Below are 26,165 nucleotides of genomic sequence, written 5' to 3'. Positions count from 1 at the left end.
CCGTGAGCGCGGGTCTCAGCCCTGCGCGCCCGAGATCTCGGCGAGGTACGCGTTCGTCTTCTCCGGCTCGAAGAAGAAGTTGTCGAAGTCGGCCGGGTCGTTGAACCCGTTGGCGAACCGGTCCGCCGCCGGCTGGAGCTGACCGGCCGCGCCGATCAGGTTCAGCACGTGCTCCGGCGGCGGCGCGAGCATCGCGTTCGTCCACTTCACGACGTGCCGCGTGTTCTCCCAGTGCCGCTCGAACGTGGCGTTCATCCACTCCTCGTCGAACGGCCGGTCGCCGTGCTCGAGGATCGAGTGCAGGTAGGAGTGGGCGCACTTGGACGCGGTGTTGGAACCCTGGCCGGTGATCGGGTCGTTGGCGACGACCACGTCCCCGACACCGAGGACCAGGCCGCCGCCGGGCAGACGGCCGACGGGCTTGCGCACGGTCGGGGCGTAACGGCCCGCCAGCGTCGCGTTGGCGTCCGTCAGTTCGACCTTGGTGGCGCGTGCGTATTCCCACGGGGTGTACGTCTCCATGAGCTCCAGCGTCCTGGTCAGGTGCTCCGAGGGGTCCTTGAGGCCCTGGAAGGCGTCGAGCGGACCGCCGGGGATGCCTTCCCAGAACAGGATGTCCGCGCGGCCCGACGTCGTCAGGGTCGGCATGATGAAGAGCTCACCGACGCCCGGGACCAGGTTGCACCGCACCGCGTCGAACTCCGGGTGCTCCGGACGCGGGCCCATACCGTGGACGTAGGCGACCGCCAGGGCGCGCTGCGGGGCGTCGTACGGCGAACGGGAGGCGTCACGGCCGAACATGGAGACGAGCTCGCCCTTGCCGGCCGAGACCATCACCAGGTCGTACGTGCGGGAGAAGTAGTCCAGGTCGGAGACCGCGGCACCGTGGATGACGAGCTGTCCGCCCCGCTGGGCGAAGGTCTCCATCCAGCCGGCCATCTTCACGCGCTGGTCGACGGACTGGGCGATACCGTCCAGCTTGCCCACCCAGTCGATGACACGCGAGGAGTCGGGCCCGGCGACCGAGACCCCGAGACCCTCGATCCTCGGGGCCTGCGACTCCCAGAAGTTGAGCTGGAGGTCACGCTCGTGCTGGAGAGCCGTGTGGAACATGCACTGCGTCGACATGACCCGGCCCGAGCGGATCTCGTCGGCGGTGCGGTTGGACATCAGGGTGACTTCGTACCCGTTGGACTGGAGTCCGAGGGCCAGCTGGAGACCGGACTGGCCGGCTCCGACTATGAGTATCTTCCGCATCGCGGTTCTCCGTTACGTGTACTGGGTGCGTCTGTCGTTACTCGGGGGCGGCGTCGAGTGCGTGGCCCACCAGGGCGAGCAGCGACTCGACGACGCTGATCCTCTTACGCGCATCCATGATCACAACAGGCACGTGCGGAGGTACGGTCAGGGCCTCCCTGACATCGCTCTCCTCGTAACCGGGCGTTCCCTCGAAGTGGTTGACGGCGACGATGTACGGCAGCCCGCAGCTCTCGAAGTAGTCGAGGGCAGCGAAGCAGTCGGCGAGGCGGCGCGTGTCCGCCAGGACGACCGCGCCGATCGCGCCGCGCACCAGGTCGTCCCACATGAACCAGAAGCGCTGCTGGCCGGGGGTCCCGAAGACGTACAGGACGAGGTCGTCGTCCAGGGTGAGGCGCCCGAAGTCCATCGCGACGGTCGTGGTGACCTTGTCGGGTGTGGCCGAGAGGTCGTCGGTCTCCTCGCTGGCCTGCGTCATCAGCGCTTCGGTCTGCAGCGGGGTTATCTCGGACACCGAGCCGACGAAGGTCGTCTTGCCCACGCCGAACCCGCCGGCCACCACGATCTTGGTGGCTGTCGGCGCGCGGGTGTGGTCGAGCTGCCAGGACTGTACGGGCTCCTCGGGCCGGTCCTGCGGCCCCCGCTGACGCGGAGTGAAGAGCGGAGCCTCAGAGACGGCGGAGTCCATTGAGCACCCTTTCGAGCAGTGCGCGGTCGGGCTGTCCGGTGCCGTGACCGGTTCCGTAGACGCGGATCTTTCCCTGGTCGGCCAAGTCGCTGAGCAGCACCCGGACCACCCCGAGCGGCATCTTCAGCAGGGCCGAGATCTCAGCGACCGTACGCATGCGGCGGCAGAGCTCGACGATGGCGTGGAGCTCCGGCACCACCCGCGAGGCGAGGTTGCCGTTCGTGAGCTCGCGGCGCTCCTCGGGAGCGTCCAGCGCGGCGACGAACGTCTCCACGAGCAGGACGTGGCCGAAGCGGGTACGTCCGCCGGTGAGGGAGTACGGGCGGACCCGTGCGGCCTTGCGGTCGGATCCCCGGACGGGGAGTTTTCGTACGGGTTCAGCAGCTGACGTCACTGGGTGCTCTCCATCGATTTGCGCAGCTCGCTGCGGAGTTCGGGGGTGAGTACATGTCCGGCACGGCCGACGAAGAGCGCCATGTGGTAGGCGACGACACTCATGTCGCAGTCAGGGGTGGCGTGCACACCGAGCAGGGAGCCGTCGCTGATCGACATGACGAAGACGCTGCCCTCGTCCATGGCGACCATCGTCTGCTTGACGCCACCGCCGTCCATCAGCTTGGCGGCGCCGATCGTGAGGGACCCGATGCCGGAGACGATGGTGGCGAGGTCGGCGCTGGAACCCCTGGGGCCCGTCCGCCGTCCTGTCGCCTTGGCTGTCGCGAGACCGGGGTCCGAGGAGAGCAGCATCAGCCCGTCGGACGAGACGACGGTGACCGAGTGGACCCCTGGCACCTCCTCCACGAGATTGCTCAGCAACCAGTGAAGGTTCCGGGCCTCGGTGCTCAGCCCGAATGTGCTGGGCGCAGTCAACTGCGTGCCTCCTCGACTGTGTCCCCCGTCTCATCGGTCCGACCGTCGGTACGGTCACGGTCGGTCTGTGTACCGCCCTCGCCGATCTCCGCCTCGACGTCGCGGCGGCCGTCCTTCGCGCCCTGGTGGAAGCCGCCCAGCCGGCGGCGCAGCGCTTCCTTGTCCAGGCTGCCCTTGCGCTCGGTGGCCGGGGCCGCCGGCGGAGCGGTGATCCTCGGGGTGCGCTTGGGCAGTCCCTTGTCCGTGAGGCGCTCGGGCGAGGGCGCCGGGTCGGGCACCTCCTCACCCAGTCCGGTCAGCGGCTGCCTGGGGCCCGGAAGCGCGTCGGCGGCCGGAGCGGGAGCCGGAGCCGGCGCCGTCGCGGGGCTCGTGTCGGCGGCATGCTCGTGGCGGTCGGGCCCGACGGTGTACGGGCCGGGTGCGTCCTGCTGCGGGGGCAGCCGGACCTGCATCGTGGTCTCCGCACCGGTCTCCGCCTCCTCGCCGCCCCGGTGCTCCTCCGGGACTCCGGGCCCGGGGGCGGGGGCGGCGGCGGGCTCCGGGACGGGCCCGGCGGGGTCGGGCGCCGCGGTGTCCGGCGCCGGGGGGCCGGACACCGTCGGCTGCGGGTTCTCCGCCTGGAGGGTGCGCTCGGCGGCAGCGATCAGCGGGTCGCCCACCGGAAGCGCCGAGCGGGGCGGCAGCGCGTTGGAGTTGGCCTCGGCGACCGAGCCCGGCAGGTTCAGCGCGGGCGCGTCCCCGGGACGCGGCAGGGAGGGCGGGGAGGCCGCCGGCGGCGCCTTGGGCAGCAGGGCCTGCGGAAGGACGACGACCGCGGTCACCCCGCTCCCCTTCTGCTCGCGCAGCTGCACCCGTACACCGTGGCGGGCCGCCAGCAGCGAGGTCACCTGAAGACCCAGTCCGGCTCCGTCCGCGGCCTGTTCGCCCGCTTCGAAGGACGCCGGGTCGGCCAGCCTGGCATTGAGTTCGCTCATACGGACCGCCGACATGCCGATGCCCTCGTCCTGCACGGAGAGCATCACCTCCCCGGTCTCCAGCAGCCAGCCGGAGAGCTCGACATGGGAGTCGGGCGGGGAGAAGGCGGTCGCGTTCTCCAGGAGTTCGGCGACGAGGTGGCTCAGGTCGTCGGCGGCGAAGCCCGCGACCTGGGCGTGCGGCGGGAGGGACTGGATGGTGACCCGCTCGTACCGCTCGATCTCGCTGACCGCGGCGCGCAGCACGTCGACGAGGGCGATCGGGCCCGCGTGCCCGTGGTTGTGGTCGGTGCCCGCGAGCACCAGCATGTTCTCGCTGTGGCGCCTCATCACGGTGGCCATGTGGTCCAGCTTGAAGAGGGTCGCGAGGCGCTCCGGGTCCTGCTCCCGCTCCTCCAGCCCCTCGATGACGCCGAGCTGACGCTCGACGAGGCCCAGCGTGCGCAGTGAGAGGTTGACGAAGGTGTGGTGGACCGTGTTCCGCAGCCGCTCGAGCTGTCCGGTGAGTTCCGCCACCCGGACCTGGAGTTCCGCGCGCTGGAGCGTGAGGGCCTCACGGCCCGCGATCAGCTCACCGCGCTCGGTCTGCATGCTCTCGAGCCTGCCGGTCACCTCGTGGTGCAGCCCGTGCAGCTTGCCGTGCAGGGCGTTGATGGACCGTACGACCTGGGCGAACTCGTCGTTGCGCCCCGTGTAGCGGACCGGTTCGGCGGTCTCGGGCTCGGCGGCGATGCGCCCGGCCCCGATCCGCAGGACCGCGAGCGGCTGGGTGAGGGTGCGCGCGACCGCGGTGGAGACCCCGATGGCGACGAGCAGGCAGCCGCCGAGCAGGGCGAGGCGGAGCTCCAGGGCGGTGACGTCGTCGTCGCGCAGCCCTTCGAGCCGCTTGACCTGCGCCGTGCCCAGGGCGGACTCGACTCCGCGCATGCGGTCGATCCGGGCGGACAGCGCCGCCCCGACCTTCTTCGCGTCGGCTTCCCGGTCGGTGTCCGACAGCTCGGGTCGGTCGGTGAACCGGGTGAGGTACTTCTCCGCGCTGGTGACCTCGGGGCCGGTCACCGTGGACGCGAGCCTGTCCCTCGCGGAGGGCCCGGCGGCCTGGTCGAACTCGGCGAGGGAGGCGAGTTCACGCACCCTCGACTGCTGGGCGGCGGCGCTCAGCTCGTCGCGGTTCCGGTCGTTCTCCCTGTCGCCCCCGTCCTGGTCCTGGACGGGCAGACCCGTGAACGGGTCGGTCTGCTGCCGGGGCTTCGTGCCGGGCACGGCGAGGGCGGCCAGGAGGAGCCCCCGGGTGGCGGAGGCCTGCTCCACGGCGCTGCCGAGGGCGAGCGGCGCGCGGGTGGCGTCGGCGGCACGCGGCGGGGTCTTCTCGGCCAGCTCGTCGGCGAGGTCGTGCAGTTTGGCGATGACCTCGGAGTAGGCCTGGTGGGCCTCCATCGCGGAGCCCTTGCCGGCGAGGGCGGTCCGCCGCAGCGAGGGGATCTCGGCGAGGTCCCTGCGCAGTGCGGCCGGGGCCGCCTCCCGGATCTCGTCCACCTGCTGGTCGACGCGGGCGGCGGGAGTCGTGGTGCCTTTGCCTTCCCCGCCGTCCTCTTCCGCACGGCCGCCCGCGATGTGGGTGGTGACCTCGTCCCGCTCGTCCGCCAGGGAGTGCGCGAGGGTGATCGCCTGCTGGTTCAGCTCGGCGAGCGTGACCAGCCGCTGGGACTCGTTGAGATCCGAGGACGCGCCGAGAGCCGCCGGGGCACCGGCAGCGATCACGGTGATCCCCACGACGGCGACGCCGGCGACGAGCCGGCTGCGTACCCGCACGGTCCGCTTGGACGCACCCGCCGCCTGGGGCATCGCCCCGGACTCCTCGCGCGTGCTGTCCTTGCTCCGAGGCCGCTTCTTCTGCACCGGTGCTCGCAATCTTGACTCGTCCGCCCATGAAGCAGAGGTGACGCACGGTCACGTGTACCGGGCTCCCCGCCCTGATGTGCGCCGTACGGCTTCCGACCATTCCAGCGCTTTTGAGAGGGGGCCGCGCATCAACCGCTCCGCCACACGAACGAGTGAACATCACTCCGGAGTTGGCGAACAAGTCTCCCCACGGGCGCCGCAGGGCATGCACGGGCCACCGGGTGGAACTTCGGGCCGGGCTTTGGCAGTATGCCCGCCCGCATATGCGCGGAGCACCTGATCGCACCGCCGAGTCCTGTCTGACCTGCTGCTACGGCCCAACCACGCGCTCGTGCAGGCGTCGTGAAGACATCGTGCAGACTGGCCGGATGCGCATCGAACTCGCCACCGGGCCCGGCAGCCCCGAACGCCCCAACGAGGACTGGGTGTCGGCCGCCGCCCCCGCAGCCGGCCAGGGCGGTGTCGTCGTCCTGCTCGACGGCGTGACGCCTCCCGGGGACGGCGGGGGCTGTGTGCACGCGGTTCCGTGGTTCACCGCGCGGCTCGGCGGCGCCCTGGCCGAACTGTCCGCTTCGCGGCGTGATCTGACGCTGTCCGACATCCTCGCGATGTCCATCCGGCGCACCGCCGACACGCACCGTTCCCTGTGTGACCTTTCTCACCCTCGCACGCCTCAGGCGACGGTCGTCCTGGCGCGTTGGGACGACGAGCGAATCGAGCACCTCGTGCTCTCCGACTCGGTCCTCCTCCTCGAGGCACCCGACGGCACGGTCCGGCCGCTGCTGGACGACCGGCTCGACCGGCTGCCTCCCGGCTCACTCGCGTCGGTGCTCGTCACGGACACGCGCTTCCGGAACAAGGAGGGCGGCTTCTTCACCGCCGCCGCGGATCCTTCGGTCTCGTCCCGTGCGGTGACGGGCGAGACCCCCCGGACGGAGGTCCGGGCGCTGGCGGCGCTGACCGACGGGGCGAGCCGCTGGACGGAGAAGTTCCGGGAAGGCGACTGGACGGACACCCTGGGTGTGCTGCGCAAGGAGGGGCCGCAGGGGCTGATCGACCGGGTCAGGGCGCTGGAACTGGCCGACACCGGGCGGGTGTACCTGCGCCGCGGCAAGACGCACGACGACGCGACCGCTGTACTCGTCGAACTGTGACGGCGGCCAGGGCCCGCGCGGGCGACCGGCTCCGGGGCCGCCTCGCCGCCCCGTAGGGCGCGCCCCCTCGGGCCCGCGCCTCCGGCCCGGCGGTCCGCCCGCGCGCAGGATCGCGCGAGCCCCGCCCTGGGCGGTCTCAGCCCTCCGCGCGTTCGTTCAAGTGGTGGAGCAGCCGCGCCAGTTCCGCGACCTCGGCCCTGTCCCAGCCCGCGAGTTTGCTGGCGTAGCGTCCGCGACGGGCGTCCCGCACACTGCGGAACCGCGCGAGGCCCTCGTCGGTGAGGTGGACGAGTGAGGCGCGGCCGTCCGCCGGGTCGGTCTCCCGTGCCACCAGGCCGAGGCCCTCCAGCGCGCGCAGCTGACGGCTCATGGTCGCCTTGCCCACGCCGAAGTACGCGGCGAGGTCCGTGGCGCGCTGGCGCCCGGCGGACTCCAGCCGCACGAGAAGCCCGTAGGCCGCCGCCTCCAGGTCCGGGTGGACCTCGCGCGCCATCTCACCCGAGTTGGCCCGAGCCCGGCGCAGGAAGACCGCCAACTCGCGTTCCAGGGCGAGGAACTCGTGGTCCACGCCATTGCCGGCCATCGCGCCGGGTTCACCGCCGCTTCCGCTCCCGTGCACGTCAGCACCCCTCATACGCATTCCCGCCGATGAAGTCGTCTTCCGACTCCGGCCATCTCCGCAGCTGGGCCAGTATTTCGCAGGCGTGGACCTCCGGCAGCGGCCGGACCCCCTACCAGGGCGCGGATTCGGGTGCGGGCTCTCCGCGTGCCGTGGGCGGCAGGCCCGCACCAGGAGCGCGTATCGCCGAGCGTCCGCGCCCGGGTCTGTGCCACCGCCTGCGCGAACCCGGTCGAACGACCCGTGCCACCGGGGCTCGGCACTGCCGTCGGCCCACTATCCACTCAGCGTATACACGCTATGTATAGTCGGTTCGTGCCGCGCCGCCGACGTGCGGCCGAGCCAGGGGGAAGTGACCTGCTGTGTCTGTTGTGCCCGGAAAGATGACGCCGTTCGGTTCGGGGTTGGCCGCCGTGCTGGTGACGGTCCTCACACTGACGCTCGGTGGATGCTCGATGCGGACCACGGCTCCCGGGTCCGCCCGCGCGGACGCCGCCTCGGACGCCAAGGGCGCGTTCGGCCCGGTGGACTGCCGCAAGGCGAAGTGCATCGCGCTGACGTTCGACGCGGGGCCGGGGGAGGACACCCCGCACCTCCTCGACGTCCTCAAGGAGAAGAAGGTGTCCGCGACGTTCTTCCTGCTCGGCAGGAACCACGTCCTGAAGCATCCGGAGACGGTGCGGCGCATCGGGGCGGAGGGGCACGAGGTCGCCAACCACACCTGGACCCACGAGATCCTGACGGGGAAGGACCCCGACGAGATACGGGACGAGCTGGAGAGGACCCAGCTCGCCATCGAGGACATCACGGGGAAGAGACCCCGGCTGATGCGCCCCCCGCAGGGCCGCACCGACGACACCGTCGCGGCCGTCTGCGAGGAACTCGGGCTCTCGCAGGTCCTGTGGAGCGCGACCGCGAAGGACTACTCCACGAACGACTCCGCCCTGATCAGGAAGCGGATACTCGACCAGGCCGGCAAGGACGGGATCATCCTGCTGCACGACATCTACGAGGGCACGGTCCCCGCGGTGCCGGGCATCATCGACACCTTGAAGGACAGGGGCTACACCTTCGTGACCGTCCCTCAGCTGATGGCGCCCGCCGAGCCTCGGCCCGGCACGGTCTACCGTCCCTGAGAACCCGCGCCGCACACGGAGCGGCCCGCCCTCCCGCAGGAGGACGGGCCGTCCGTACCGGCCGTCGGCGTGATGCCACGCCCGTCACGACATGGCGCCTACGCGGCAGCCGGGATCCTTTCCCGCGCCCCGGCCGAGGCCGGGGTGAGCGCGATCTCCAGCACCTGGCGGACATCGGTCACCGGGTGGACCTCCAGCGTGTCGAGGACCTCGGCCGGGACGTCGTCCAGGTCGGCCTCGTTGCGCTTGGGGATCACCACGGTGGTGATGCCGGCCCGGTGAGCGGCCAGCAGCTTCTGCTTCAGGCCTCCGATCGGGAGCACCCGTCCGGTCAGCGACACCTCACCGGTCATCGCCACGTCCGTCCGCACGAGCCGCCCCGAGAGCAGGGAGGCCAGCGCCGTGGTCATGGTGATACCGGCACTCGGGCCGTCCTTCGGGACCGCGCCCGCCGGGAAGTGGATGTGTGCGCCCCGGTCCTTGAGGTCCGCGACCGGAAGCTCCAGCTCCGCCCCGTGCGAGCGCAGGAAGCTCAGGGCGATCTGCGCGGACTCCTTCATCACGTCGCCCAGCTGACCGGTCAGTGTGAGGCCGGACGCCCCCGTCTCCGGATCGGCGAGCGACGCCTCCACGAACAGGACGTCGCCTCCCGCTCCGGTCACCGCGAGGCCGGTGGCCACGCCCGGTACCGCGGTGCGGCGCTCGGCCGGGTCCTGGGCGGACTCCGGCACGTGGTGCGGCCGGCCGATCAGGCCCCGCAGGTCCTGGTCGGACACCGTGAACGGCAGGTCGCGTTCGCCCAGTTCGTGCTGGGCCGCGACCTTGCGGAGCAACCGCGCGACGGCCCGCTCCAGGTTCCGCACCCCGGCCTCCCGGGTGTACTCGCCGGCCAGCTTGCGCAGCGCCGACTCGTCGAGGCCGACCTCCCCCTTCTCCAGTCCGGCGCGTTCCAGCTGGCGCGGGAGCAGGTGGTCGCGGGCGATGACGACCTTCTCGTCCTCGGTGTAGCCGTCCAGCGTGACCAGCTCCATGCGGTCGAGCAGGGCCTCCGGGATGGCTTCGAGCACGTTGGCCGTCGCCAGGAACACGACGTCGCTGAGGTCGAGCTCGACCTCCAGGTAGTGGTCGCGGAAGGTGTGGTTCTGCGCCGGGTCGAGCACTTCGAGCAGGGCCGCCGCCGGATCACCGCGGAAGTCCGAACCGACCTTGTCGATCTCGTCGAGCAGGACGACCGGGTTCATCGAACCGGCCTCCTTGATCGCCCGTACGATCCGGCCGGGGAGCGCGCCGACGTACGTGCGGCGGTGACCCCGGATCTCCGCCTCGTCCCGGACACCGCCGAGCGCGACCCGGACGAACTTGCGCCCCATGGCGTGCGCGACGGATTCCCCGAGTGACGTCTTCCCCACGCCGGGCGGGCCGACCAGCGCCAGCACGGCGCCGCCGCGCCGGCCGCCGACCACGCCGAGGCCCCGGTCGGCGCGCCTCTTGCGCACCGCGAGGTACTCGGTGATGCGCTCCTTCACGTCCTGCAGGCCCGCGTGTTCGGCGTCGAGGACCTCCTGCGCGCCGCGGATGTCGTACGCGTCCTCGGTCCGCTCCGTCCACGGGAGCTCCAGGACGGTGTCCAGCCAGGTCCGGATCCAGGACCCCTCGGGGCTCTGGTCGGAGGCGCGCTCCAGCTTCTCGACCTCCTTGAGGGCGGCTTCGCGGACGTGACCGGGGAGGTCGGCGGCCTCGACGCGCGCCCGGTAGTCGTCGGACTCGTCCTCCGGGTCACCGTTGAGCTCGGAGAGTTCCTTTCGTACGGCGTCGAGCTGGCGCCTCAGCAGGAACTCGCGCTGCTGCTTGTCCACGCCCTCCTGCACGTCCTTGGCGATCGCCTCGGCGACGTCCTGTTCGGCGAGGTGCTCGCCGAGCCACTGGACGGCCAGCTTCAGCCGGGCGACCGCGTCGGCGGTCTCCAGCAGCTGCACCTTCTGGGCGGTGGTGAGGAAGGGCGAGTAACCGGAGTTGTCGGCGAGTGCGGAGATGTCCTCGATCTGCTGGACCCGGTCCACCACCTGCCAGGCACCGCGCTTCTTGAGCCAGCTGGTGGCCAGGGCCTTGTACTCCTTGGCCAGCTCGGCTGCCGCGCCGGGGACGGGATCGGGCAGGGATACGTCGATCCGCGTGCCCTCCACCCACAGGGCGTTGCCGGGCCCGCTGGTCCCCGCGCCGATCCGGATCCGGTCCCGGGCGCGGATGAGGGCGCCGGGATCGCCGTCCGACAGCCGTCCGACCTGCTCCACGGTGCCCAGGACGCCGGTCCCTGTGTAGTTCCCGTCGATGCGCGGCACCAGCAGCACCTCGGGCTTGCCGCCACCGGTCCGCGCGACGGACTGGGCGGCCTCCACGGCGGCGCGCACCTCCGCGTCCGACAGGTCGAGCGGTACCACCATGCCGGGCAGCACGACCTCGTCGTCGAGCGGCAGCACAGGCAGGTCGACCGGCGTGAACGCCTGGGACGCCTTGGACTCAGCAGTCATGATCTCCCCTTCGGCAGGCAAGTTGAGTTATGTGGACTCAATGCTTGTGAGCCGCAGAATGTTCCCCGGCCCGTGTTCGCTCTGAGCGATCAAGGCGGGGCGGGCACCCGCCTGCGAGACTCCGCCCATGCGCGAGGACACCGGCACGGAGGACAGAGGGCTCGCGGCGGACGGGACCATCCGGCGCGAGGGTGCGGCCCGTGACGTACAGGCGGCTTTCGCGCCGGTCGTCGCGGCGGCCCGCGCGCGCGTCGCCGCGTCGTTCGGCCCCGGGCGGCTGCACAGCGCCTACCTCTACGGCAGCGTCCCGAGGGGCACGGCCATTCCCGGCCGGTCCGATCTGGATCTGCTGGTGGTCCTGCACGACCGGCCCACCGACGCGGACAGGGCGGCGGCCGAGGAGACCCGCACGGCCCTGGACGCCGCGTTCACCGTGATCGACGGAGTGGGCCTGCTCCTCTTCTCCTCAGCGACGTGCTCAGCGAGGCCGAGCTCCATGATTCCGGCTTCTTCGTCGCCTGCCTCTGCACCCCCTTGCTGGGTGAGGATCTCGCCACGCTCCTGCCGCGCTACCGCCCCACCTCGCTGCTCGCCCGCGAGACGAACGGAGACCTGGCGGCCGTGCTCCCCCGGTGGCGCGCGCAGGCCGCCGCGGCCGCCGGTGACGAGGCGCGGGTGCGGCTGAACCGGCGCGTGGCGCGCCGCCTGGTCCGGACGGCCTTCACGCTGGTGATGCCGCGCTGGGGCGGCTGGACGAGCGACCTGCACCGGTCCGCCGAACTCTTCGCACTCCACTACCCGGACCACCCGGAACGCGCCGCGCAGATCCGGGCGGCCGCGAGGACGGCACGGACGCCGTCCCCGGATCGGGCCGTGACCGCCGCGCTCATCGATGACCTGGGGCCCTGGCTGGCCGCCGAGTACGCGGCGGCCCACGGGACGAAGGAACCCCGCGCAGGAGGGTGAGAACGCGGGAAACCACTGGCAGCGGGCCGGGTGGCGAGGAAAAATGAGCGGCTCCTGGAGAGAGCCGCCCCGCCGCGGGAGAACGGAGACCGCACCCATGCCCGTCACGGACGCCCACCGCCCCGTCGTCCTCGACCGGCGCGAGGGCCCGTTCGGCGAGGTCGTCCTGCGCGAGCGCGGTGACGACCTCGAGATCATCGCCAACGGCTGCTTCCTGATGGACACCTCCGACGGGCGTTCCGAGCGGTTGCTGGTCGACGCCGCACTCGCCGCCCTGCCCGTCGGGCGCCCGGGGCCCTCGGTGCTGATCGGGGGGCTGGGCGTCGGCTTCTCGCTGGTACGGGCCGCCGCCGAGCCGCGATGGGGCCGCATCGTGGTCGTCGAGCGCGAGCAGGCCGTCATCGACTGGCACCTCGGCGGACCGCTCGCCCGGGTCTCCGGTACCGCGCTCACCGACGCGCGGACCGAGATCCTCCCCGCCGACCTCGTCGCCCACCTCCGAACGACTACCGAGTGTTACGACGCGCTGTGCCTCGACATCGACAACGGGCCCGAGTGGACCGTCACCGAGGACAACGGAAGCCTCTATTCGCCCGCCGGTCTGGCCACCTGCCGAGACCGGCTGACCCCCGGCGGCGTCCTCGCCGTCTGGTCCGCGCAGCCGTCCGCGGCCTTCGCGCGGGCGTTGCGGAATGCCGGATTCCGCGCAGTAAGAACCGAAGAAGTAGCGGTTGCCCGAGGTGTGCCGGACGTGGTCCATCTCGCACTCCGGGGCCACTGAACCCCCACCCCGTATGCACATCCCTGCCCCACCATGGAACAGGTGACACAAGTCCGCCGGTCCGTCTCCTTCCCGCGGGTAACACCTTCACGACGGACAACACCCTGCGTAGCCGAGAGGCGTCCTCTGCCTTTACGCTGCTGACCGGCACTAGGGATCACCGACGACATTCACAAGCGATAACCGTGCCTCCGGGGGAATGGCCTCCGCGAGAACGGGCAGGGGCGGGGCGATGGAACAGACACACACCACCCACAACGGCGTCGCGGCCACCCCCGGGGCTCAGCGCCGGGTGCTGGTGGTCGAGGACGACGCGACGATCGTCGACGCCATTTCCGCCCGGCTGCGGGCGGAGGGCTTCCTGGTGCAGACCGCACTGGACGGGCCCGCGGCCGTGGACGCGGCCGAGGCCTGGCAGCCCGACCTGATGGTGCTCGACATCATGCTCCCCGGCTTCGACGGCCTGGAGGTCTGCCGCCGGGTGCAGGCCCAGCGCCCCGTGCCGGTGCTGATGCTCACCGCACGCGACGACGAGACCGACATGCTGGTCGGGCTCGGGGTCGGTGCCGACGACTACATGACCAAGCCGTTCTCCATGCGGGAGCTGGCAGCACGGGTGCACGTCCTGCTGCGCCGGGTCGAGCGGGCCGCCCTGGCCGCGGTGACGCCGCGCAGCGGCATCCTGCGCCTCGGCGAGCTGGAGATCGACCACGCGCAGCGCCGCGTCCGGGTGCGCGCCGACGACGTCCACCTCACCCCGACCGAGTTCGACCTGCTGGTGTGCCTGGCCAACACCCCGCGCGCGGTGCTCTCCCGCGAGCAGCTGCTGGCCGAGGTCTGGGACTGGGCGGACGCCTCCGGCACCCGCACGGTCGACAGCCACATCAAGGCCCTGCGCCGGAAGATCGGCGCCGAGCGGATCCGTACGGTGCACGGTGTCGGCTACGCCCTGGAGACACCCGCGCCATGACGCGGCCCGGCTCCGGACTGCGGCCCTTCTCCATCAAGGCCAAGCTGGGCGCACTCGTGGTGATCTCCGTCTTCATCACGACGGGACTGCTGATCGTCGCCCTCAGGACGAGGACCGAGTTCCGGTTCATCACGGTCTTCTCGGTGATCGCCACGCTGCTGATCACCCAGTTCGTGGCGCACGGTCTGACCGCCCCGCTCGACGAGATGCGCGCCGTCGCGCGGTCCATCTCGCACGGCGACTACACGAGGCGGGTGAGCGGCGCCGGGCGCCGGGACGAGCTCGGCGACCTGGCTCAGACGATCAACCGCATGGCGGACGACCTGGAGGCCGAGGACCGGCACCGCAAGGAGCTGGTGGCCAACGTCTCCCACGAGCTGCGCACGCCGATCGCGGCGCTCAGAGCAGTCCTGGAGAACGTGGTCGACGGGGTGTCCGCCGCGGATCCCGAGACGATGCGTACGGCGCTGAAGCAGACCGAACGCCTGGGCCGGCTGGTGGAGACCCTGCTGGACCTCTCCCGGCTGGACAACGGCGTGGTGGCGATCAAGGCGCGCCGCTTCGAGGTCTGGCCGTACCTCTCGGGGGTGCTGAAGGAAGCGAACCTCGCCGCCTCGCAGCGCCGGCTCTCCTCCGGTTCGGGCAACCACTCCCGCACCGACGTCCATCTGCACCTCGACGTGTCGCCACCCGAGCTGACGGCGCACGCGGACGCGGAACGCCTGCACCAGGTGGTCGCCAACCTGATCGACAACGCCGTCAAGCACAGCCCGCCGCACGGCCGGGTCACGGTGCTGGCGCGGCGCGGGGAGTACCCCGAGTCGCTGGAGCTGGAAGTCATCGACGAGGGACCCGGCATCCCGGAGGCCGAGCGCCACCGGGTCTTCGAGCGCTTCAACCGCGGCCAGGCGCCGTCCCCGCACGGTCCGGGCAGCGACGGCGGCACGGGGCTCGGCCTCGCGATCGCCCGCTGGGCCGTGGATCTGCACGGCGGCCGCATCGGCGTGGCCGAATCCGCCCGCGGATGCCGAATCCAGGTCACCCTTCCGGGGATCGCGCCGACGCACGGTTGACCCTCTGTTCGAAGCGGAGGGCCCCGTTCTCCCTCACGCCCGGGAAAGAGATACGGTCGAAGGGGCTGCAGCACTGGCCTCGCGTACCCGAAGGGCAGTGGAACTCTGCTTGTTTCCCGCCATTTCATGCGCCGAAACCCGGCTTCCGATGTGATGTGCACGACGAAGACCGGCCCGGCCTGCACGTAACGGCTGGGGAGGCGTAGCCTTGATTTCCGCTGTCCATCACCTTGTGAAGCGGAAGAGGGCGGTTGCCGCCGTGTCGTCTCAGTCCCCCAGTAACTCGAGCATCTCGACCGATCAAGAAGCGGGCTCCGGGTCCAACCCGGCCGCCGCTTTCGGCCCCAATGAGTGGCTCGTCGACGAGATCTACCAGCAGTACCTCCAGGATCCCAATTCGGTCGACCGTGCCTGGTGGGACTTCTTCGCCGACTACAAGCCGGGCACGTCCGGCACGGCGGACAAGCCCGTCCCCGCACCCGCGGGAGCGGTGACCCCGGCTCCGGCCGCCGCCGCGAACAACACCGCTCCGGCGCAGGCTCCGGCCTCGCCCCCCGCGGCCCCGGCGAAGCCGGCTGCCGCCGCCCCGGCGGCACCGGCCGCACCCGCGAAGGCCGCCCCCGCCAAGGCCGCGCCCGCGAAGGCCGAGGCTCCGGCACCCGCGAAGGCCGAGGCTCCGGCCGAGGCCCCCGGTGGCCCCGAGTTCGTGACGCTGCGCGGCCCGTCGGCCGCCGTCGCGAAGAACATGAACGCCTCGCTGGAGCTGCCGACGGCCACGTCGGTCCGCGCCGTGCCGGTGAAGCTGCTCTTCGACAACCGCATCGTCATCAACAACCACCTCAAGCGCGCCCGCGGCGGGAAGATCTCCTTCACGCACCTCATCGGGTACGCGATGGTGCAGGCCCTCAAGGCCATGCCGTCGATGAACTACTCCTTCGCGGTGAAGGACGGCAAGCCGACCCTGGTCAAGCCGGAGCACGTCAACCTCGGCCTGGCCATCGACCTGGTGAAGCCGAACGGCGACCGCCAGCTCGTCGTCGCGGCCATCAAGAAGGCCGAGACGCTCAACTTCTTCGAGTTCTGGCAGGCCTACGAGGACATCGTCCGCCGTGCCCGCGTCGGCAAGCTCGGTATGGACGACTTCTCCGGTGTCACCGCCTCGCTGACCAACCCCGGCGGTATCGGCACCGTCCACTCGGTGCCCCGCCTGATGCCCGGACAGGGCCTCATCATGGGCGTCGGCGCGATGGACTACCCGGCCGAGTTCCAGGGCACCTCGCAGGACACCCTGAACAAGCTGGGCATCTCGAAGGTCATGACCCTGACCTCGACCTACGACCACCGGGTCATCCAGGGTGCCGCCTCCGGCGAGTTCCTGCGCGTCCTGTCCCAGCTGCTGCTCGGCGAGAACGACTTCTACGACGAGATCTTCAAGGCGCTGCGCATCCCCTACGAGCCGGTCCGCTGGCTCAAGGACATCGACGCCTCGCACGACGACGACGTCACCAAGGCCGCGCGGGTCTTCGAACTCATCCACTCCTACCGGGTCCGCGGCCACGTGATGGCCGACACCGACCCGCTGGAGTACCGCCAGCGCAAGCACCCCGACCTGGACATCACCGAGCACGGGCTCACCCTGTGGGACCTGGAGCGGGACTTCGCGGTCGGCGGCTTCGCCGGCAAGACGATGATGAAGCTCCGCGACATCCTCGGCGTCCTGCGTGAGTCGTACTGCCGCACCACCGGCATCGAGTTCATGCACATCCAGGAGCCGAAGGAGCGCAAGTGGCTCCAGGACCGGGTGGAGCGTCCGCGCCCGGCTCCGGAGCGCGAGGAGCAGCTGCGGATCCTGCGCCGCCTCAACGCCGCCGAGGCCTTCGAGACGTTCCTGCAGACCAAGTACGTCGGTCAGAAGCGCTTCTCGCTGGAGGGCGGCGAGTCCGTCATCCCGCTGCTCGACGCGGTCATCGACTCCGCCGCCGAGGCCCGTCTCGACGAGGTCGTCATCGGCATGGCCCACCGTGGCCGGCTGAACGTCCTGGCGAACATCGTCGGCAAGTCGTACGCCCAGATCTTCCGGGAGTTCGAGGGCAACCTCGACCCGCGGTCGATGCACGGCTCCGGTGACGTCAAGTACCACCTGGGCGCCGAGGGCACCTTCACCGGGCTGGACGGCGAGCAGATCAAGGTCTCGCTGGCCGCCAACCCCTCGCACCTGGAGGCGGTCGACCCGGTGCTGGAGGGCATCGCCCGCGCCAAGCAGGACATCATCAACAAGGGCGGCACGGACTTCACGGTCCTGCCCGTCGCGCTCCACGGCGACGCGGCCTTCGCCGGCCAGGGCGTCGTCGCCGAGACGCTCAACATGTCGCAGCTGCGCGGATACCGCACCGGCGGCACCGTGCACGTGGTGATCAACAACCAGGTCGGCTTCACCGCCGCCCCGGAGTCCTCGCGCTCCTCGATGTACGCCACCGACGTGGCGCGCATGATCGAGGCGCCGATCATCCACGTCAACGGCGACGACCCGGAGGCCGTGGTCCGCGTCGCGCGGCTCGCCTTCGAGTACCGGCAGACGTTCAACAAGGACGTCGTGATCGACCTCATCTGCTACCGCCGCCGCGGTCACAACGAGGGCGACAACCCGGAGTTCACCAACCCGCAGATGTACACCCTGATCGACAAGAAGCGCTCGGTGCGCAAGCTCTACACCGAGTCCCTCATCGGTCGTGGCGACATCACGCTGGAGGAGGCCGAGCAGGCCCTCCAGGACTTCCAGGGGCAACTGGAGAAGGTGTTCGCGGAGGTCCGCGAGGCCACCTCGGCACCGTCCCAGCCGCATGTCCCGGACGTGCAGGCCGAGTTCCCGGTCGCCGTGACCACCGCGGTCTCCTCCGAGGTCGTGAAGCTGGTCGCCGAGTCGCAGGTGAACATCCCCGACGGGATCACCGTCCACCCGCGCCTCCTGCCGCAGATGCAGCGCCGTGCCGCCTCCGTGGAGAACGGCACGATCGACTGGGGCATGGGCGAGACCCTGGCCATCGGCTCCCTGCTCATGGAGGGCACCCCGGTCCGGCTCGCCGGACAGGACACCCGCCGCGGCACGTTCGGACAGCGGCACGCCGTTCTCGTCGACCAGAAGACCGGCGAGGACTACACCCCGCTGCTCTACCTCTCCGAGGACCAGGCCCGTTACAACGTCTACGACTCGCTGCTCAGCGAGTACGCGGCGATGGGCTTCGAGTACGGCTACTCCCTGGCCCGCCCGGAGTCCCTGGTCATCTGGGAGGCCCAGTTCGGCGACTTCGTCAACGGCGCCCAGACCGTCGTGGACGAGTTCATCTCCTCGGCCGAGCAGAAGTGGGGCCAGACGTCCGGCGTCACCCTGCTCCTCCCGCACGGTTACGAGGGCCAGGGTCCTGACCACTCGTCCGCCCGTCCGGAGCGTTTCCTGCAGATGTGCGCGCAGGACAACATGACGGTCGCGATGCCGACCCTCCCGTCGAACTACTTCCACCTCCTGCGGTGGCAGGTGCACAACCCGCACCACAAGCCGCTGATCGTCTTCACCCCGAAGTCGATGCTCCGCCTCAAGGCGGCCGCGTCGAAGGTCGAGGAGTTCACCACCGGCGGCTTCCGCCCGGTGATCGGCGACGAGACGGTCAAGGCCGACGCGGTCCGCAAGGTCGTCTTCGTGTCCGGCAAGCTCTACTACGACCTGGACGCCGAGCGCGAGAAGCGTGGCGACACGGAGACGGCGATCATCCGTCTGGAGCGTCTGTACCCGCTGCCGGGTGCGGAGATCCAGGCGGAGATCGCCAAGTACCCGAACGCCGAGAAGTACCTCTGGGCCCAGGAGGAGCCGGCGAACCAGGGTGCGTGGCCGTTCATCGCGCTCAACCTGATCGACCACCTGGACCTGGCCGTCGGCGCCGACGTCCCGCACGGTGAGCGCCTGCGCCGCATCTCGCGTCCGCACGGCTCGTCCCCCGCGGTCGGCTCGGCCAAGCGTCACCAGGCCGAGCAGGCCCAGCTGGTCGCCGAGGTCTTCGAGGCCTGATCAGCGGCTGTACGTCACCGGGAGGGCCCGGCCCCACGAGCGTCTCGTGGGGCCGGGCCCTCCCGCTTTCCGCCGTCGTTATTCTGGTCGTATGTACTTCACGGACCGTGGCATCGAGGAACTGGAGAAGCGGCGCGGCGAGGAGGAGGTCACCTTCGAGTGGCTGGCCGAGCAGCTCCGTACGTTCGTCGACCTCAACCCCGACTTCGAGGTCCCCGTCGAGCGTCTCGCGACCTGGCTCGCCCGGCTCGACGACGAGGACGAAGACGAGTAGTCGGGGTGGTCACCGTCCGGCGCTCGCCCTCCCCGTGTCCCTGAAGCGGTTGTACGCGAGCCCCAGCAGTCCCTGCGCCAGGAGCAGCAGGCCGGCGGTGAACCATCCGCCGCTGCGCCGTCGTGCACCCCACAGGGCCAGTGGCAGGCCTGCGGTGACCTGCGCCGCGGCCACCGCCCGGGCCCTGGGCCCGAGCACCCAGGGGCCGAGTCGGCCGCTCTCGACGGCGTCCAGTTCGGCCCGTACGGCATCACGCAGGCCCGCCCATTCGATCTGTTCGGCCTCCGGATGGATCCCGGCGGCCGAGCGGAGCCTGTCGGCGGGCTCGCCGGGCGAGAGACCGGGCGGCAGGCGCACCCCGGCCCGGGTGAGCACGGCCAGCAGTCCGCGCAGCCGCGCGTCGGCGTCCGCGCCGGGATCGGCGCGGGTGAGGGCCTCCAGCGCCTGTACGTCCAGGACCGGATCGAGGCCCAGCCGGACGGCTGACGTCCGGATGGCCTCCTCCTCCGCCGCCGGAGTGCCGTCGGCCAGCCAGATGTAGCCGACCGGGCGGCGGAAGCCCGAAGCGAGGGTGTAACCGGACCGGTCGCCGTCCCACCACAGGGCGAGCACCGGCCAGGCGGAGCCCACCGCGAGGGCGGTGGCCCAGCCGCCGACGACGCGGTCGACGGGCTCGGGACCCCGGTCGCCCGACGCGCCGCCGTGGCCCCCGTGGCCGTCCTTACGCCAGGGCTTCCCCTCGGGGACGAGCACGCTCCAGCCGTCCCCCGCGGGCACCAGCAGCATGCGCTCCCGGAGCAGACGGGCCACGGGCCGTACGGTCTCGGGGCCTGCCCGGCAGAGGAGCAGAGCACCCACAGATGTCGCGGTCATGCCTCACACGCTAGGGCAAATCGCTCAGGAGTGAATGAATGGGACTGATCGCTCCACCCTTTCGCGTACACCCGCTCGTGGGCGCCCGCCCGCGAGCACCCTTTCGATTCCTCCTTGACTTCCCCCATCCGCGATATATCGTGTTCTCAAGAAGACGCGATATGTTGCGTCGCTCCACCCAGTGGGAGGTCAACTCCATGCCTGAGTCGACGTGGACCGTCACCGAGCCCGAGAAGCTCACCTTCGACGGCCCTGTGACAGCACTCAACGTGCGCATCGTCGACGGCGCGGTCAACGTCGTCGGCACCGACGAGCCGGCCGCCCGACTGGAGGTGTCCGCCCTGGAGGGTCCACCGCTGATCGTGACCCTGGAGGACGGCACCCTCACCGTCGCCTACGAGGATCTGCCCTGGCAGGGCCTTCTCACCTGGCTCGACCGCCGGAGTCCTCGCCGGAGCGCCGCGGTCTCCCTCGCCGTACCGGCCGGCGCGACGGTGGAAGTCGGCGTGATCGGCGCCGAGGCGGTCGTCTCCGGGATCCGTGGACGCACGGAGCTGCGGGGCATCTCCGGCGACAGCACCCTGGTGGGGCTGTCCGGCGTCGTCCGTGCCGAGACCGTGTCCGGCAGTCTGGAGGCCCAGACCGTCACCGGAGACCTCCGCTTCCAGTCCGTGTCGGGTGATCTGACGGTCGTCGAGGGCGCCGGCACCTCGGTCCGCGCGGAGTCCGTGACGGGCCACATGGTGCTGGACCTCGACACCTCGCCGAAGCCGACGGACATCAGGCTGGCCTCGGTGTCCGGCGAGATCGCCATCCGGCTGCCCCACCCGGCGGACGCGAAGGTCGAGGCGAACACCGCGAGCGGTACCGTCTCCAACGCCTTCGAGGACCTGCGTGTGGGCGGTCAGTGGGGCGCGAAGAAGATCACCGGCACGCTGGGCGCGGGCACGGGGAAGCTGAGGGCCACCACCGTCTCGGGTTCGATCGCCCTGTTGCGCCGCCCACCCGCCCAGGACACCACGCATGCCGCCGAGCCGACCGGAAAGGTGCTCTGACATGGCTCCCGTATTCGCCCACGGCCGTCTGCGCCTGTATCTCCTCAAGCTGCTGGATGAAGCTCCCCGCCATGGGTACGAGGTGATCCGGCTCCTGGAGGAACGCTTCCAGGGCCTGTACGCCCCCTCGGCGGGCACCGTGTATCCGCGGCTCGCCAAGCTGGAGGCCGAGGGCCTGGTCACCCATGCCACCGACGGCGGCCGCAAGGTCTACTCCCTCACCGAAGCAGGGCGGGCCGAGCTGGCGGACCGTGGTGGCGAGCTGGCCGACCTGGAGCTGGAGATCCGCGACTCCGTCTCCGAGCTGGCAGCCGAGATCCGCGAGGACGTGCGGGGCGCGGCAGGTCAGCTCCGCAGCGAGATGCGCGCGGCGGCATCCGAGTCCCGGCACACCTCCGGCGGCAGCCGGAACGGATGGGATCCGGGATTCGGGGACAAGGAGGCCTGGCGCACGGCGAAGGAGGAGCTGCGCAAGGCACAGCAACAGTGGAAGGAACAGGCCCGCAGGGCGAAGGACGAGTCCCGCAAGGCCCGCGAGGACGCGGAACAGGCCCGCCGCCAGGCGCAGGAGGCGCACGAGAAGGCGCGCGAGCAGATGCAGAACGCGGCGCGCCAGGTCCAGGAGCACTTCGCGAGGGGGGACTGGCCGGCAGGTGTGCGGGACGGGCTGGCCGAGATCACCGGCCAGCTCGGCAGCTTCGCGAGGACCGGCACCTGGCCCTCGTACAGCCGTCCGGAGCCCGCGGAGCCGGACATCGAGTGGGCCCCCGATGCCACCACCACGGGCGATCCGGCCCGCGACCTGGACCGGCTGCTGGACCGCTTCCGCGACGACATCCGTGACACGGCCCGCGACCACGGCGTCACCGAGGCGCAGCTCTCGCAGGCCCGCCGTCACCTCGCCACTGCTGCGATAGGCATCGACTCGGCCCTGCGCGGCACGGCGGACGACGCGAGGGGCGGCTCCGGCGGCTCCTGACGAAGGCCATGGCCCGGCCGGTCATCCCGGCCGGGCGGTGACCGGTCAGCTCGCCTGTGCCCGTCCCTGCCCTCCGTCGCCGTACAGCGCCCGTTCCACGGCCGTGTAGGTGGCGCCGTGCTCGGCGAGGACGTCGGCCACGACGCCGGGGCCCGCGGTCAGGGCGAGCAGCAGGTGTTCCTCGCCGATGAAGCGGTCCCGTCTGCCGAGGGCGACACGCAGGGACTTCTCGAGGATGCCCTTGGCACCGGCCGTGAAGGGACGCTGCGCGGACCACCACCGGCGGTTCGTGCGGTCGCCCGCGAGCACGCCTTCGCCATGGGCCCCCTCGACCCGGGCCACGATCTCGGTGACGTCGATGCCCAGACCGGCGAGTGCCTCGGTGTCGGCCTTGGTGAGCCCACCGCGGCGGCGGGCCTCACCGAGCGCCGCCTCCACCGATGCGCGGCGGTCGGTGAGCCCCAGGGCGGTGACGGCGAAGGAGGCCCGGCTGCCCTCCTGGTCCAGCAGGGACAGCAGCAGGTGCTCCTCGGTGACCGAGTCCGCTCCGGCCCGCTCGGCGTGGGTCACCGCGCCGGTCACGGTGGCCCGGGCCCCCTTGGTGAATCGCTCGAACATCAATGCCTCCCGTACTTCTTGTGCACGGCCTGCCTGCTGACACCCAGCTCGGCGGCGATCTCCTGCCACGACCATCCCTGGACGCGTGCGCTCCTCACCTGGACGGCTTCGAGCTGCTCGAGCAGCCGCCGCAGCGCGGCCACGGCACGCAGCCCGACGCGCGGGTCATGGTCACCGGCGCGTGCGGCGAGATCCGTTGCTTCGGTCATGGTGTCAACTTACGTTGACATCAGGGGCGCTGTCAATCGTGGTTGACACCGGCGCCGTCGGCAGCCACGCCGGCGACATCGGCACCGTTGGCACCGTTGGCACCGTTGGCACCGGCACCATTGGCATCGGCACCGTCGGCATCGTCATCGGTGGCGAGGCGAGCGTGGCGCTCCACGTCGTACCGGGCGCTCCCGTAGCGGAGCTTCTGACGCTCGATGCCTTCTGCGGCGAAGCCGGCCCGCAGCGCCACGGCGCAGGAGGCGGGATTGTTCGTCCTGTGTCCGAGCTCCAGGCGGTGGAGCCCCAGACCATCGAAGGCCCAGCGCGCCAGGGCCCGCACACCGGCGGCGGCGATGCCGGTGCCGCGTGCCGTTTCGGTGGTCCAGTAGGAGACCCAGCCGGTGTCGTGGACACGGTTCACCGCTGTCACGGCCACGGATCCGAGCGCCGCGCCTTCGCGGACGACGGCCCAGGTGTATCCCATGCCGGCAGCCCGTTCGTCCTGCCGGCCCGCTATCCACGCCAGCGCCTCAGCGGTGGTCGTGACCGGCCGGCCCGCCTGCCGCGCCATCTCCGGCGGCGCGAAGGCGCGGAGCACCGCCGGGGCGTCGTCGGGCCGCCAGGGCCGCAACAGCAGCCCTTCGGGGGTCAGCAGCTCCGTGGCGGCGGCTCCCCGCCGCGCGTGCACGGTCACGAGGCGGTGAGCACGATCTTCCCGAACAGGTCTCCCGCGGCGAGCCGCTCGAAGCCCTCGCGGGCCCGGTCCAGCGGGAGCGTCCCGTCGATGACGGGCCGTACGCCGGTGGCCGCGCAGAACGACAACAGGTCTTCCAGTTCGTCCTTGGAGCCCATCGTGGAACCGACGATCTTCAGCTCGAGGAAGAAGACCCGGGTCAGCTCGGCGTGCGAGGGCCGGTCACCGCTGGTGGCGCCCGAGATGACCAGGGTGCCGCCGGGGCGCAGCGACTTGACCGAGTGGGACCAGGTCGCCGCCCCGACGGTCTCGATGACGGCGTCGACCCGCCTGGGCAGCCGGGCGCCGGGCTCGTAGGCCTCGACGGCTCCCAGTTCGACGGCCCGCTTGCGCTTGGCCTCGTCGCGGCTGGTGGCGAACATCCGGAGCCCGGCGGCCTTCCCGAGCACGATCGCGGCAGTGGCCACGCCGCCGCCCGCTCCCTGGACGAGGACGGAGTCGCCGGGCCGCACGCCCGCGTTGGTGAACAGCATCCGGTAGGCCGTCAGCCAGGCGGTCGGCAGGCAGGCGGCCTGCTCGAAGGTGAGTTCCTTCGGCTTGGGCAGCACGTTCCAGCTCGGGACGGTGACCTGCTCGGCGAAGGTGCCCTGATAGCGCTCCGTGAGGATGGAACGCGGCTCGTCCGGGCCCACGCCGTGTCCGGTCTGGCCGATGACGGAGTGCAGGACGACTTCGTTGCCGTCCTGGTCGACCCCCGCGGCGTCACAGCCGAGGATCATGGGCAGCTTGTCCTCGGCCAGACCCACACCGCGCAGGGACCAGAGGTCGTGGTGGTTGAGCGATGCGGCCCGGACCTGGACGGTGGTCCACCCGGGTCGCGCCTCGGGCGCCGGGCGTTCGCCCAGCTCCAGTCCGTCGAGGGGCCGGTCACGGTCGATACGGGCTGCGTAGGCGGCGAACATGGCCACGACGATAGGCCGTGACGCGCCGTGACGTAACTGTTCGATGGTGTGACACGCACCCCACAGCCCATGCTCCCGGGAAGCGGCGGGCACGGCGCCCGGCGCGGGGCCTTCCCGGCACGGGGCCTTCCCGGCACGGGGCCTTTCCCCGCGGAAGGGGGCGGACGCGGTGCAGGGAACGCAAAAGGGGCGGCCGGGGCCCGGGTCCCGTTCGACCCCGGCACCGCCCGCCCCTGCCCGGCGTCAGCGTCGCGCGACGCCCTCCGCGCGGGCGGCCGCCGCCACCGCGGCGGTGACGGCGGGAGCGACCCGCTCGTCGAACGGCGACGGGATCACGTAGTCCGCGGCCAGTTCGTCACCGACGACGTCCGCCAGCGCGTTCGCGGCGGCGATCTTCATGCCTTCGGTGATCCGCGAGGCCCTCACCTGCAGCGCGCCCGCGAAGATGCCGGGGAAGGCGAGCACGTTGTTGATCTGGTTCGGGTAGTCCGACCGCCCGGTCGCCACCACGGCCGCGTACTTGTGCGCGACGTCGGGGTGCACCTCGGGGTTCGGGTTGGCCATGGCGAACACGAAGGCACCGGGCGCCATGGAGGCCACCGCCGGCTCGGGGACCGTACCGCCGGAGACCCCGATGAAGACGTCGGCGCCGGCCAGCGCCGTCTCCAGCGAGCCGGTGATGCCCGCCCGGTTCGTGAGTTCCGCCAGCTCGCGCTTCACGTCCGTGAGGTCCGTGCGGTCGCCGCTGACGATGCCCTTGCGGTCGGCCACGGCGACGTCGCCGATGCCCGCCTCCAGCAGGAACTTCGCGATGGCCACACCCGCGGCACCCGCGCCGGAGATGACGGCGCGGAGGTCACCGAGTGTCCGGCCGGAGAGCTTCGCCGCGTTGCGCAGCGCCGCGAGCGTCACCACGGCGGTGCCGTGCTGGTCGTCGTGGAAGACGGGGATGTCGAGGCGTTCCTGGAGCTTGCGCTCGATCTCGAAGCACCGGGGCGCCGAGATGTCCTCGAGGTTCACCCCGCCGAAGGACGGCGCGAGGCGCACGACGGTGTCGATGATCTCGTCCGTGTCGGTCGTGGCGAGCGCGATCGGCACCGCGTCGACACCGCCGAACTGCTTGAAGAGAATGGCCTTGCCCTCCATCACGGGGAGGGAGGCCTCAGGGCCGATGTCCCCGAGGCCGAGGACGGCGGTGCCGTCCGTCACGACGGCCACGACCTGCGACTTCCAGGTGTAGTCGTGGACGAGCTCGGGATTCTCGGCGATGGCGCTGCACACCTTTGCCACGCCGGGCGTGTACGCGAGGGACAGGTCGTCCTTGTCGCGGATCGGGACGGTGGCCTGCACGGCCATCTTCCCGCCGCGGTGGAGCGCGAAGGCCGGGTCGAAGGGCTCGTCCGCACTGCTGAGTCCCGCCGCATCGGCCGTGCCGTGCGTATTGCTGTCGCTGCGAGGATTGACGATCTCCGCTGCCATTGTGTTGACCCCTTAAGTCTTCATCAGTTGAGGGTGGCCACTC

The 26,165-nt window shown here is 71.3% G+C and carries 21 protein-coding genes and 2 pseudogenes; 10 read left to right on the top strand and 13 right to left on the bottom strand.

Annotated features, from left to right (window positions below):
* Nucleotides 1-15 precede the first annotated feature (15 nt).
* Genes ACHFIV_RS04815 through ACHFIV_RS04795 form a run of 5 tightly spaced genes read right to left on the bottom strand, consistent with a single transcriptional unit; the run spans nt 16 to nt 5,688 of the window.
* On the bottom strand, nt 16-1,257 hold the full coding sequence (locus ACHFIV_RS04815; RefSeq protein ID WP_398963857.1) for a styrene monooxygenase/indole monooxygenase family protein: 1,242 nt from the start codon (nt 1,255-1,257) through the stop codon (nt 16-18).
* Nucleotides 1,258-1,294: 37 nt separating this feature from the next.
* Nucleotides 1,295-1,945, bottom strand: coding sequence for a GTP-binding protein (locus tag ACHFIV_RS04810; RefSeq protein WP_398963854.1), 651 nt, complete (start codon nt 1,943-1,945; stop codon nt 1,295-1,297).
* Nucleotides 1,926-2,339 (bottom strand): DUF742 domain-containing protein, encoded by a 414-nt coding sequence (locus tag ACHFIV_RS04805; RefSeq protein ID WP_398963852.1) that lies wholly within the window; start codon nt 2,337-2,339, stop codon nt 1,926-1,928. The genes ACHFIV_RS04810 and ACHFIV_RS04805 overlap by 20 nt, the downstream gene beginning before the upstream one ends.
* Nucleotides 2,336-2,815 carry a roadblock/LC7 domain-containing protein gene (locus tag ACHFIV_RS04800; RefSeq protein WP_398963849.1) on the bottom strand — a complete coding sequence of 160 codons (480 nt, stop codon included), beginning with the start codon at nt 2,813-2,815 and terminating at the stop codon, nt 2,336-2,338. The genes ACHFIV_RS04805 and ACHFIV_RS04800 overlap by 4 nt, the downstream gene beginning before the upstream one ends.
* Nucleotides 2,812-5,688, bottom strand: a complete 2,877-nt coding sequence (locus tag ACHFIV_RS04795; RefSeq protein ID WP_398963846.1) for a sensor histidine kinase — start codon at nt 5,686-5,688, stop codon at nt 2,812-2,814. Before ACHFIV_RS04795 ends, ACHFIV_RS04800 begins: the two co-directional genes overlap by 4 nt.
* Before the next feature lie 371 nt (nt 5,689-6,059).
* Between ACHFIV_RS04795 and ACHFIV_RS04790 the strand changes: the two genes are divergently transcribed.
* Nucleotides 6,060-6,845, top strand: a complete 786-nt coding sequence (locus ACHFIV_RS04790) for a hypothetical protein (RefSeq protein WP_398963844.1) — start codon at nt 6,060-6,062, stop codon at nt 6,843-6,845.
* Between the two features lie 136 nt (nt 6,846-6,981).
* Here the strand turns inward: ACHFIV_RS04790 and ACHFIV_RS04785 are convergent, their stop codons facing one another.
* Complete coding sequence (locus tag ACHFIV_RS04785) at nt 6,982-7,428, bottom strand: MarR family winged helix-turn-helix transcriptional regulator (RefSeq protein ID WP_398964229.1); 447 nt, start codon at nt 7,426-7,428, stop codon at nt 6,982-6,984.
* 419 nt (nt 7,429-7,847) lie between these two features.
* Here ACHFIV_RS04785 and ACHFIV_RS04780 point away from each other — a divergent pair, with 419 nt between their 5' ends.
* Nucleotides 7,848-8,600: a polysaccharide deacetylase family protein gene (locus tag ACHFIV_RS04780; protein WP_398964226.1), complete on the top strand. Its 753-nt coding sequence runs from the start codon at nt 7,848-7,850 to the stop codon at nt 8,598-8,600.
* 98 nt (nt 8,601-8,698) lie between these two features.
* Here the strand turns inward: ACHFIV_RS04780 and lon are convergent, their stop codons facing one another.
* Nucleotides 8,699-11,128 carry an endopeptidase La gene (gene lon / locus ACHFIV_RS04775; RefSeq protein WP_398963841.1) on the bottom strand — a complete coding sequence of 810 codons (2,430 nt, stop codon included), beginning with the start codon at nt 11,126-11,128 and terminating at the stop codon, nt 8,699-8,701.
* A gap of 127 nt (nt 11,129-11,255) precedes the next feature.
* On the opposite strand from lon, the pseudogene ACHFIV_RS04770 reads away from it, so the two are divergent.
* The 6 genes and pseudogenes from ACHFIV_RS04770 (at nt 11,256) to ACHFIV_RS04745 (ending at nt 19,252) form a co-directional block, all read left to right on the top strand.
* Nucleotides 11,256-12,094, top strand: a pseudogene (locus tag ACHFIV_RS04770) (nucleotidyltransferase domain-containing protein).
* Between the two features lie 97 nt (nt 12,095-12,191).
* Nucleotides 12,192-12,875: a spermidine synthase gene (locus ACHFIV_RS04765; protein WP_398963838.1), complete on the top strand. Its 684-nt coding sequence runs from the start codon at nt 12,192-12,194 to the stop codon at nt 12,873-12,875.
* A 232-nt stretch (nt 12,876-13,107) separates the two neighbouring features.
* The gene (locus ACHFIV_RS04760) at nt 13,108-13,845 is read left to right on the top strand and encodes a response regulator transcription factor (protein ID WP_014154105.1); all 738 of its coding nucleotides are present in this window, start codon (nt 13,108-13,110) and stop codon (nt 13,843-13,845) included.
* Entirely contained in the window at nt 13,842-14,918 is a 1,077-nt protein-coding gene (locus ACHFIV_RS04755; RefSeq protein WP_398963835.1) for a HAMP domain-containing sensor histidine kinase, read from the top strand. The genes ACHFIV_RS04760 and ACHFIV_RS04755 overlap by 4 nt, the downstream gene beginning before the upstream one ends.
* A 259-nt stretch (nt 14,919-15,177) precedes the next feature.
* Nucleotides 15,178-18,978 carry a multifunctional oxoglutarate decarboxylase/oxoglutarate dehydrogenase thiamine pyrophosphate-binding subunit/dihydrolipoyllysine-residue succinyltransferase subunit gene (locus ACHFIV_RS04750; protein WP_398963832.1) on the top strand — a complete coding sequence of 1,267 codons (3,801 nt, stop codon included), beginning with the start codon at nt 15,178-15,180 and terminating at the stop codon, nt 18,976-18,978.
* Nucleotides 18,979-19,069: 91 nt separating this feature from the next.
* On the top strand, nt 19,070-19,252 hold the full coding sequence (locus tag ACHFIV_RS04745; RefSeq protein WP_003961784.1) for a DUF6104 family protein: 183 nt from the start codon (nt 19,070-19,072) through the stop codon (nt 19,250-19,252).
* A gap of 9 nt (nt 19,253-19,261) precedes the next feature.
* Here the strand turns inward: ACHFIV_RS04745 and ACHFIV_RS04740 are convergent, their stop codons facing one another.
* Nucleotides 19,262-20,125 carry a hypothetical protein gene (locus tag ACHFIV_RS04740; RefSeq protein WP_398963829.1) on the bottom strand — a complete coding sequence of 288 codons (864 nt, stop codon included), beginning with the start codon at nt 20,123-20,125 and terminating at the stop codon, nt 19,262-19,264.
* A 197-nt stretch (nt 20,126-20,322) separates the two neighbouring features.
* On the opposite strand from ACHFIV_RS04740, the gene ACHFIV_RS04735 reads away from it, so the two are divergent.
* Complete coding sequence (locus tag ACHFIV_RS04735) at nt 20,323-21,180, top strand: hypothetical protein (RefSeq protein ID WP_398963826.1); 858 nt, start codon at nt 20,323-20,325, stop codon at nt 21,178-21,180.
* 1 nt (nt 21,181) lies between these two features.
* Nucleotides 21,182-22,159 (top strand): PadR family transcriptional regulator, encoded by a 978-nt coding sequence (locus tag ACHFIV_RS04730; protein ID WP_398963824.1) that lies wholly within the window; start codon nt 21,182-21,184, stop codon nt 22,157-22,159.
* Nucleotides 22,160-22,204: 45 nt separating this feature from the next.
* On the opposite strand, the gene ACHFIV_RS04725 is transcribed toward ACHFIV_RS04730, so the two are convergent.
* The 5 genes and pseudogenes from ACHFIV_RS04725 to ACHFIV_RS04705 all read right to left on the bottom strand — a co-directional run bounded on the left by ACHFIV_RS04725 (nt 22,205) and on the right by ACHFIV_RS04705 (nt 26,122).
* Nucleotides 22,205-22,777, bottom strand: coding sequence for a Clp protease N-terminal domain-containing protein (locus tag ACHFIV_RS04725; protein WP_398963821.1), 573 nt, complete (start codon nt 22,775-22,777; stop codon nt 22,205-22,207).
* A complete protein-coding gene (locus tag ACHFIV_RS04720; RefSeq protein WP_033298277.1) occupies nt 22,777-22,986 on the bottom strand; it encodes a sigma factor-like helix-turn-helix DNA-binding protein in 210 nt (69 codons plus the stop codon). The genes ACHFIV_RS04725 and ACHFIV_RS04720 overlap by 1 nt, the downstream gene beginning before the upstream one ends.
* Nucleotides 22,987-23,132: 146 nt before the next feature.
* A pseudogene (locus ACHFIV_RS04715) lies at nt 23,133-23,642 on the bottom strand (GNAT family N-acetyltransferase); the annotation flags it as partial.
* Nucleotides 23,643-23,677: 35 nt separating this feature from the next.
* Nucleotides 23,678-24,643 (bottom strand): zinc-binding dehydrogenase, encoded by a 966-nt coding sequence (locus ACHFIV_RS04710; RefSeq protein WP_398963817.1) that lies wholly within the window; start codon nt 24,641-24,643, stop codon nt 23,678-23,680.
* Nucleotides 24,644-24,886: 243 nt separating this feature from the next.
* Complete coding sequence (locus tag ACHFIV_RS04705) at nt 24,887-26,122, bottom strand: NADP-dependent malic enzyme (RefSeq protein ID WP_398963815.1); 1,236 nt, start codon at nt 26,120-26,122, stop codon at nt 24,887-24,889.
* Nucleotides 26,123-26,165 lie beyond the last annotated feature (43 nt).

The sequence above is a fragment of the Streptomyces sp. ALB3 genome, from assembly GCF_044385685.1.
Classification (GTDB): domain Bacteria; phylum Actinomycetota; class Actinomycetes; order Streptomycetales; family Streptomycetaceae; genus Streptomyces.
Note: the sequence above shows the minus strand (reverse complement) of the source record. Positions and strands in the feature narration are given on the sequence as shown.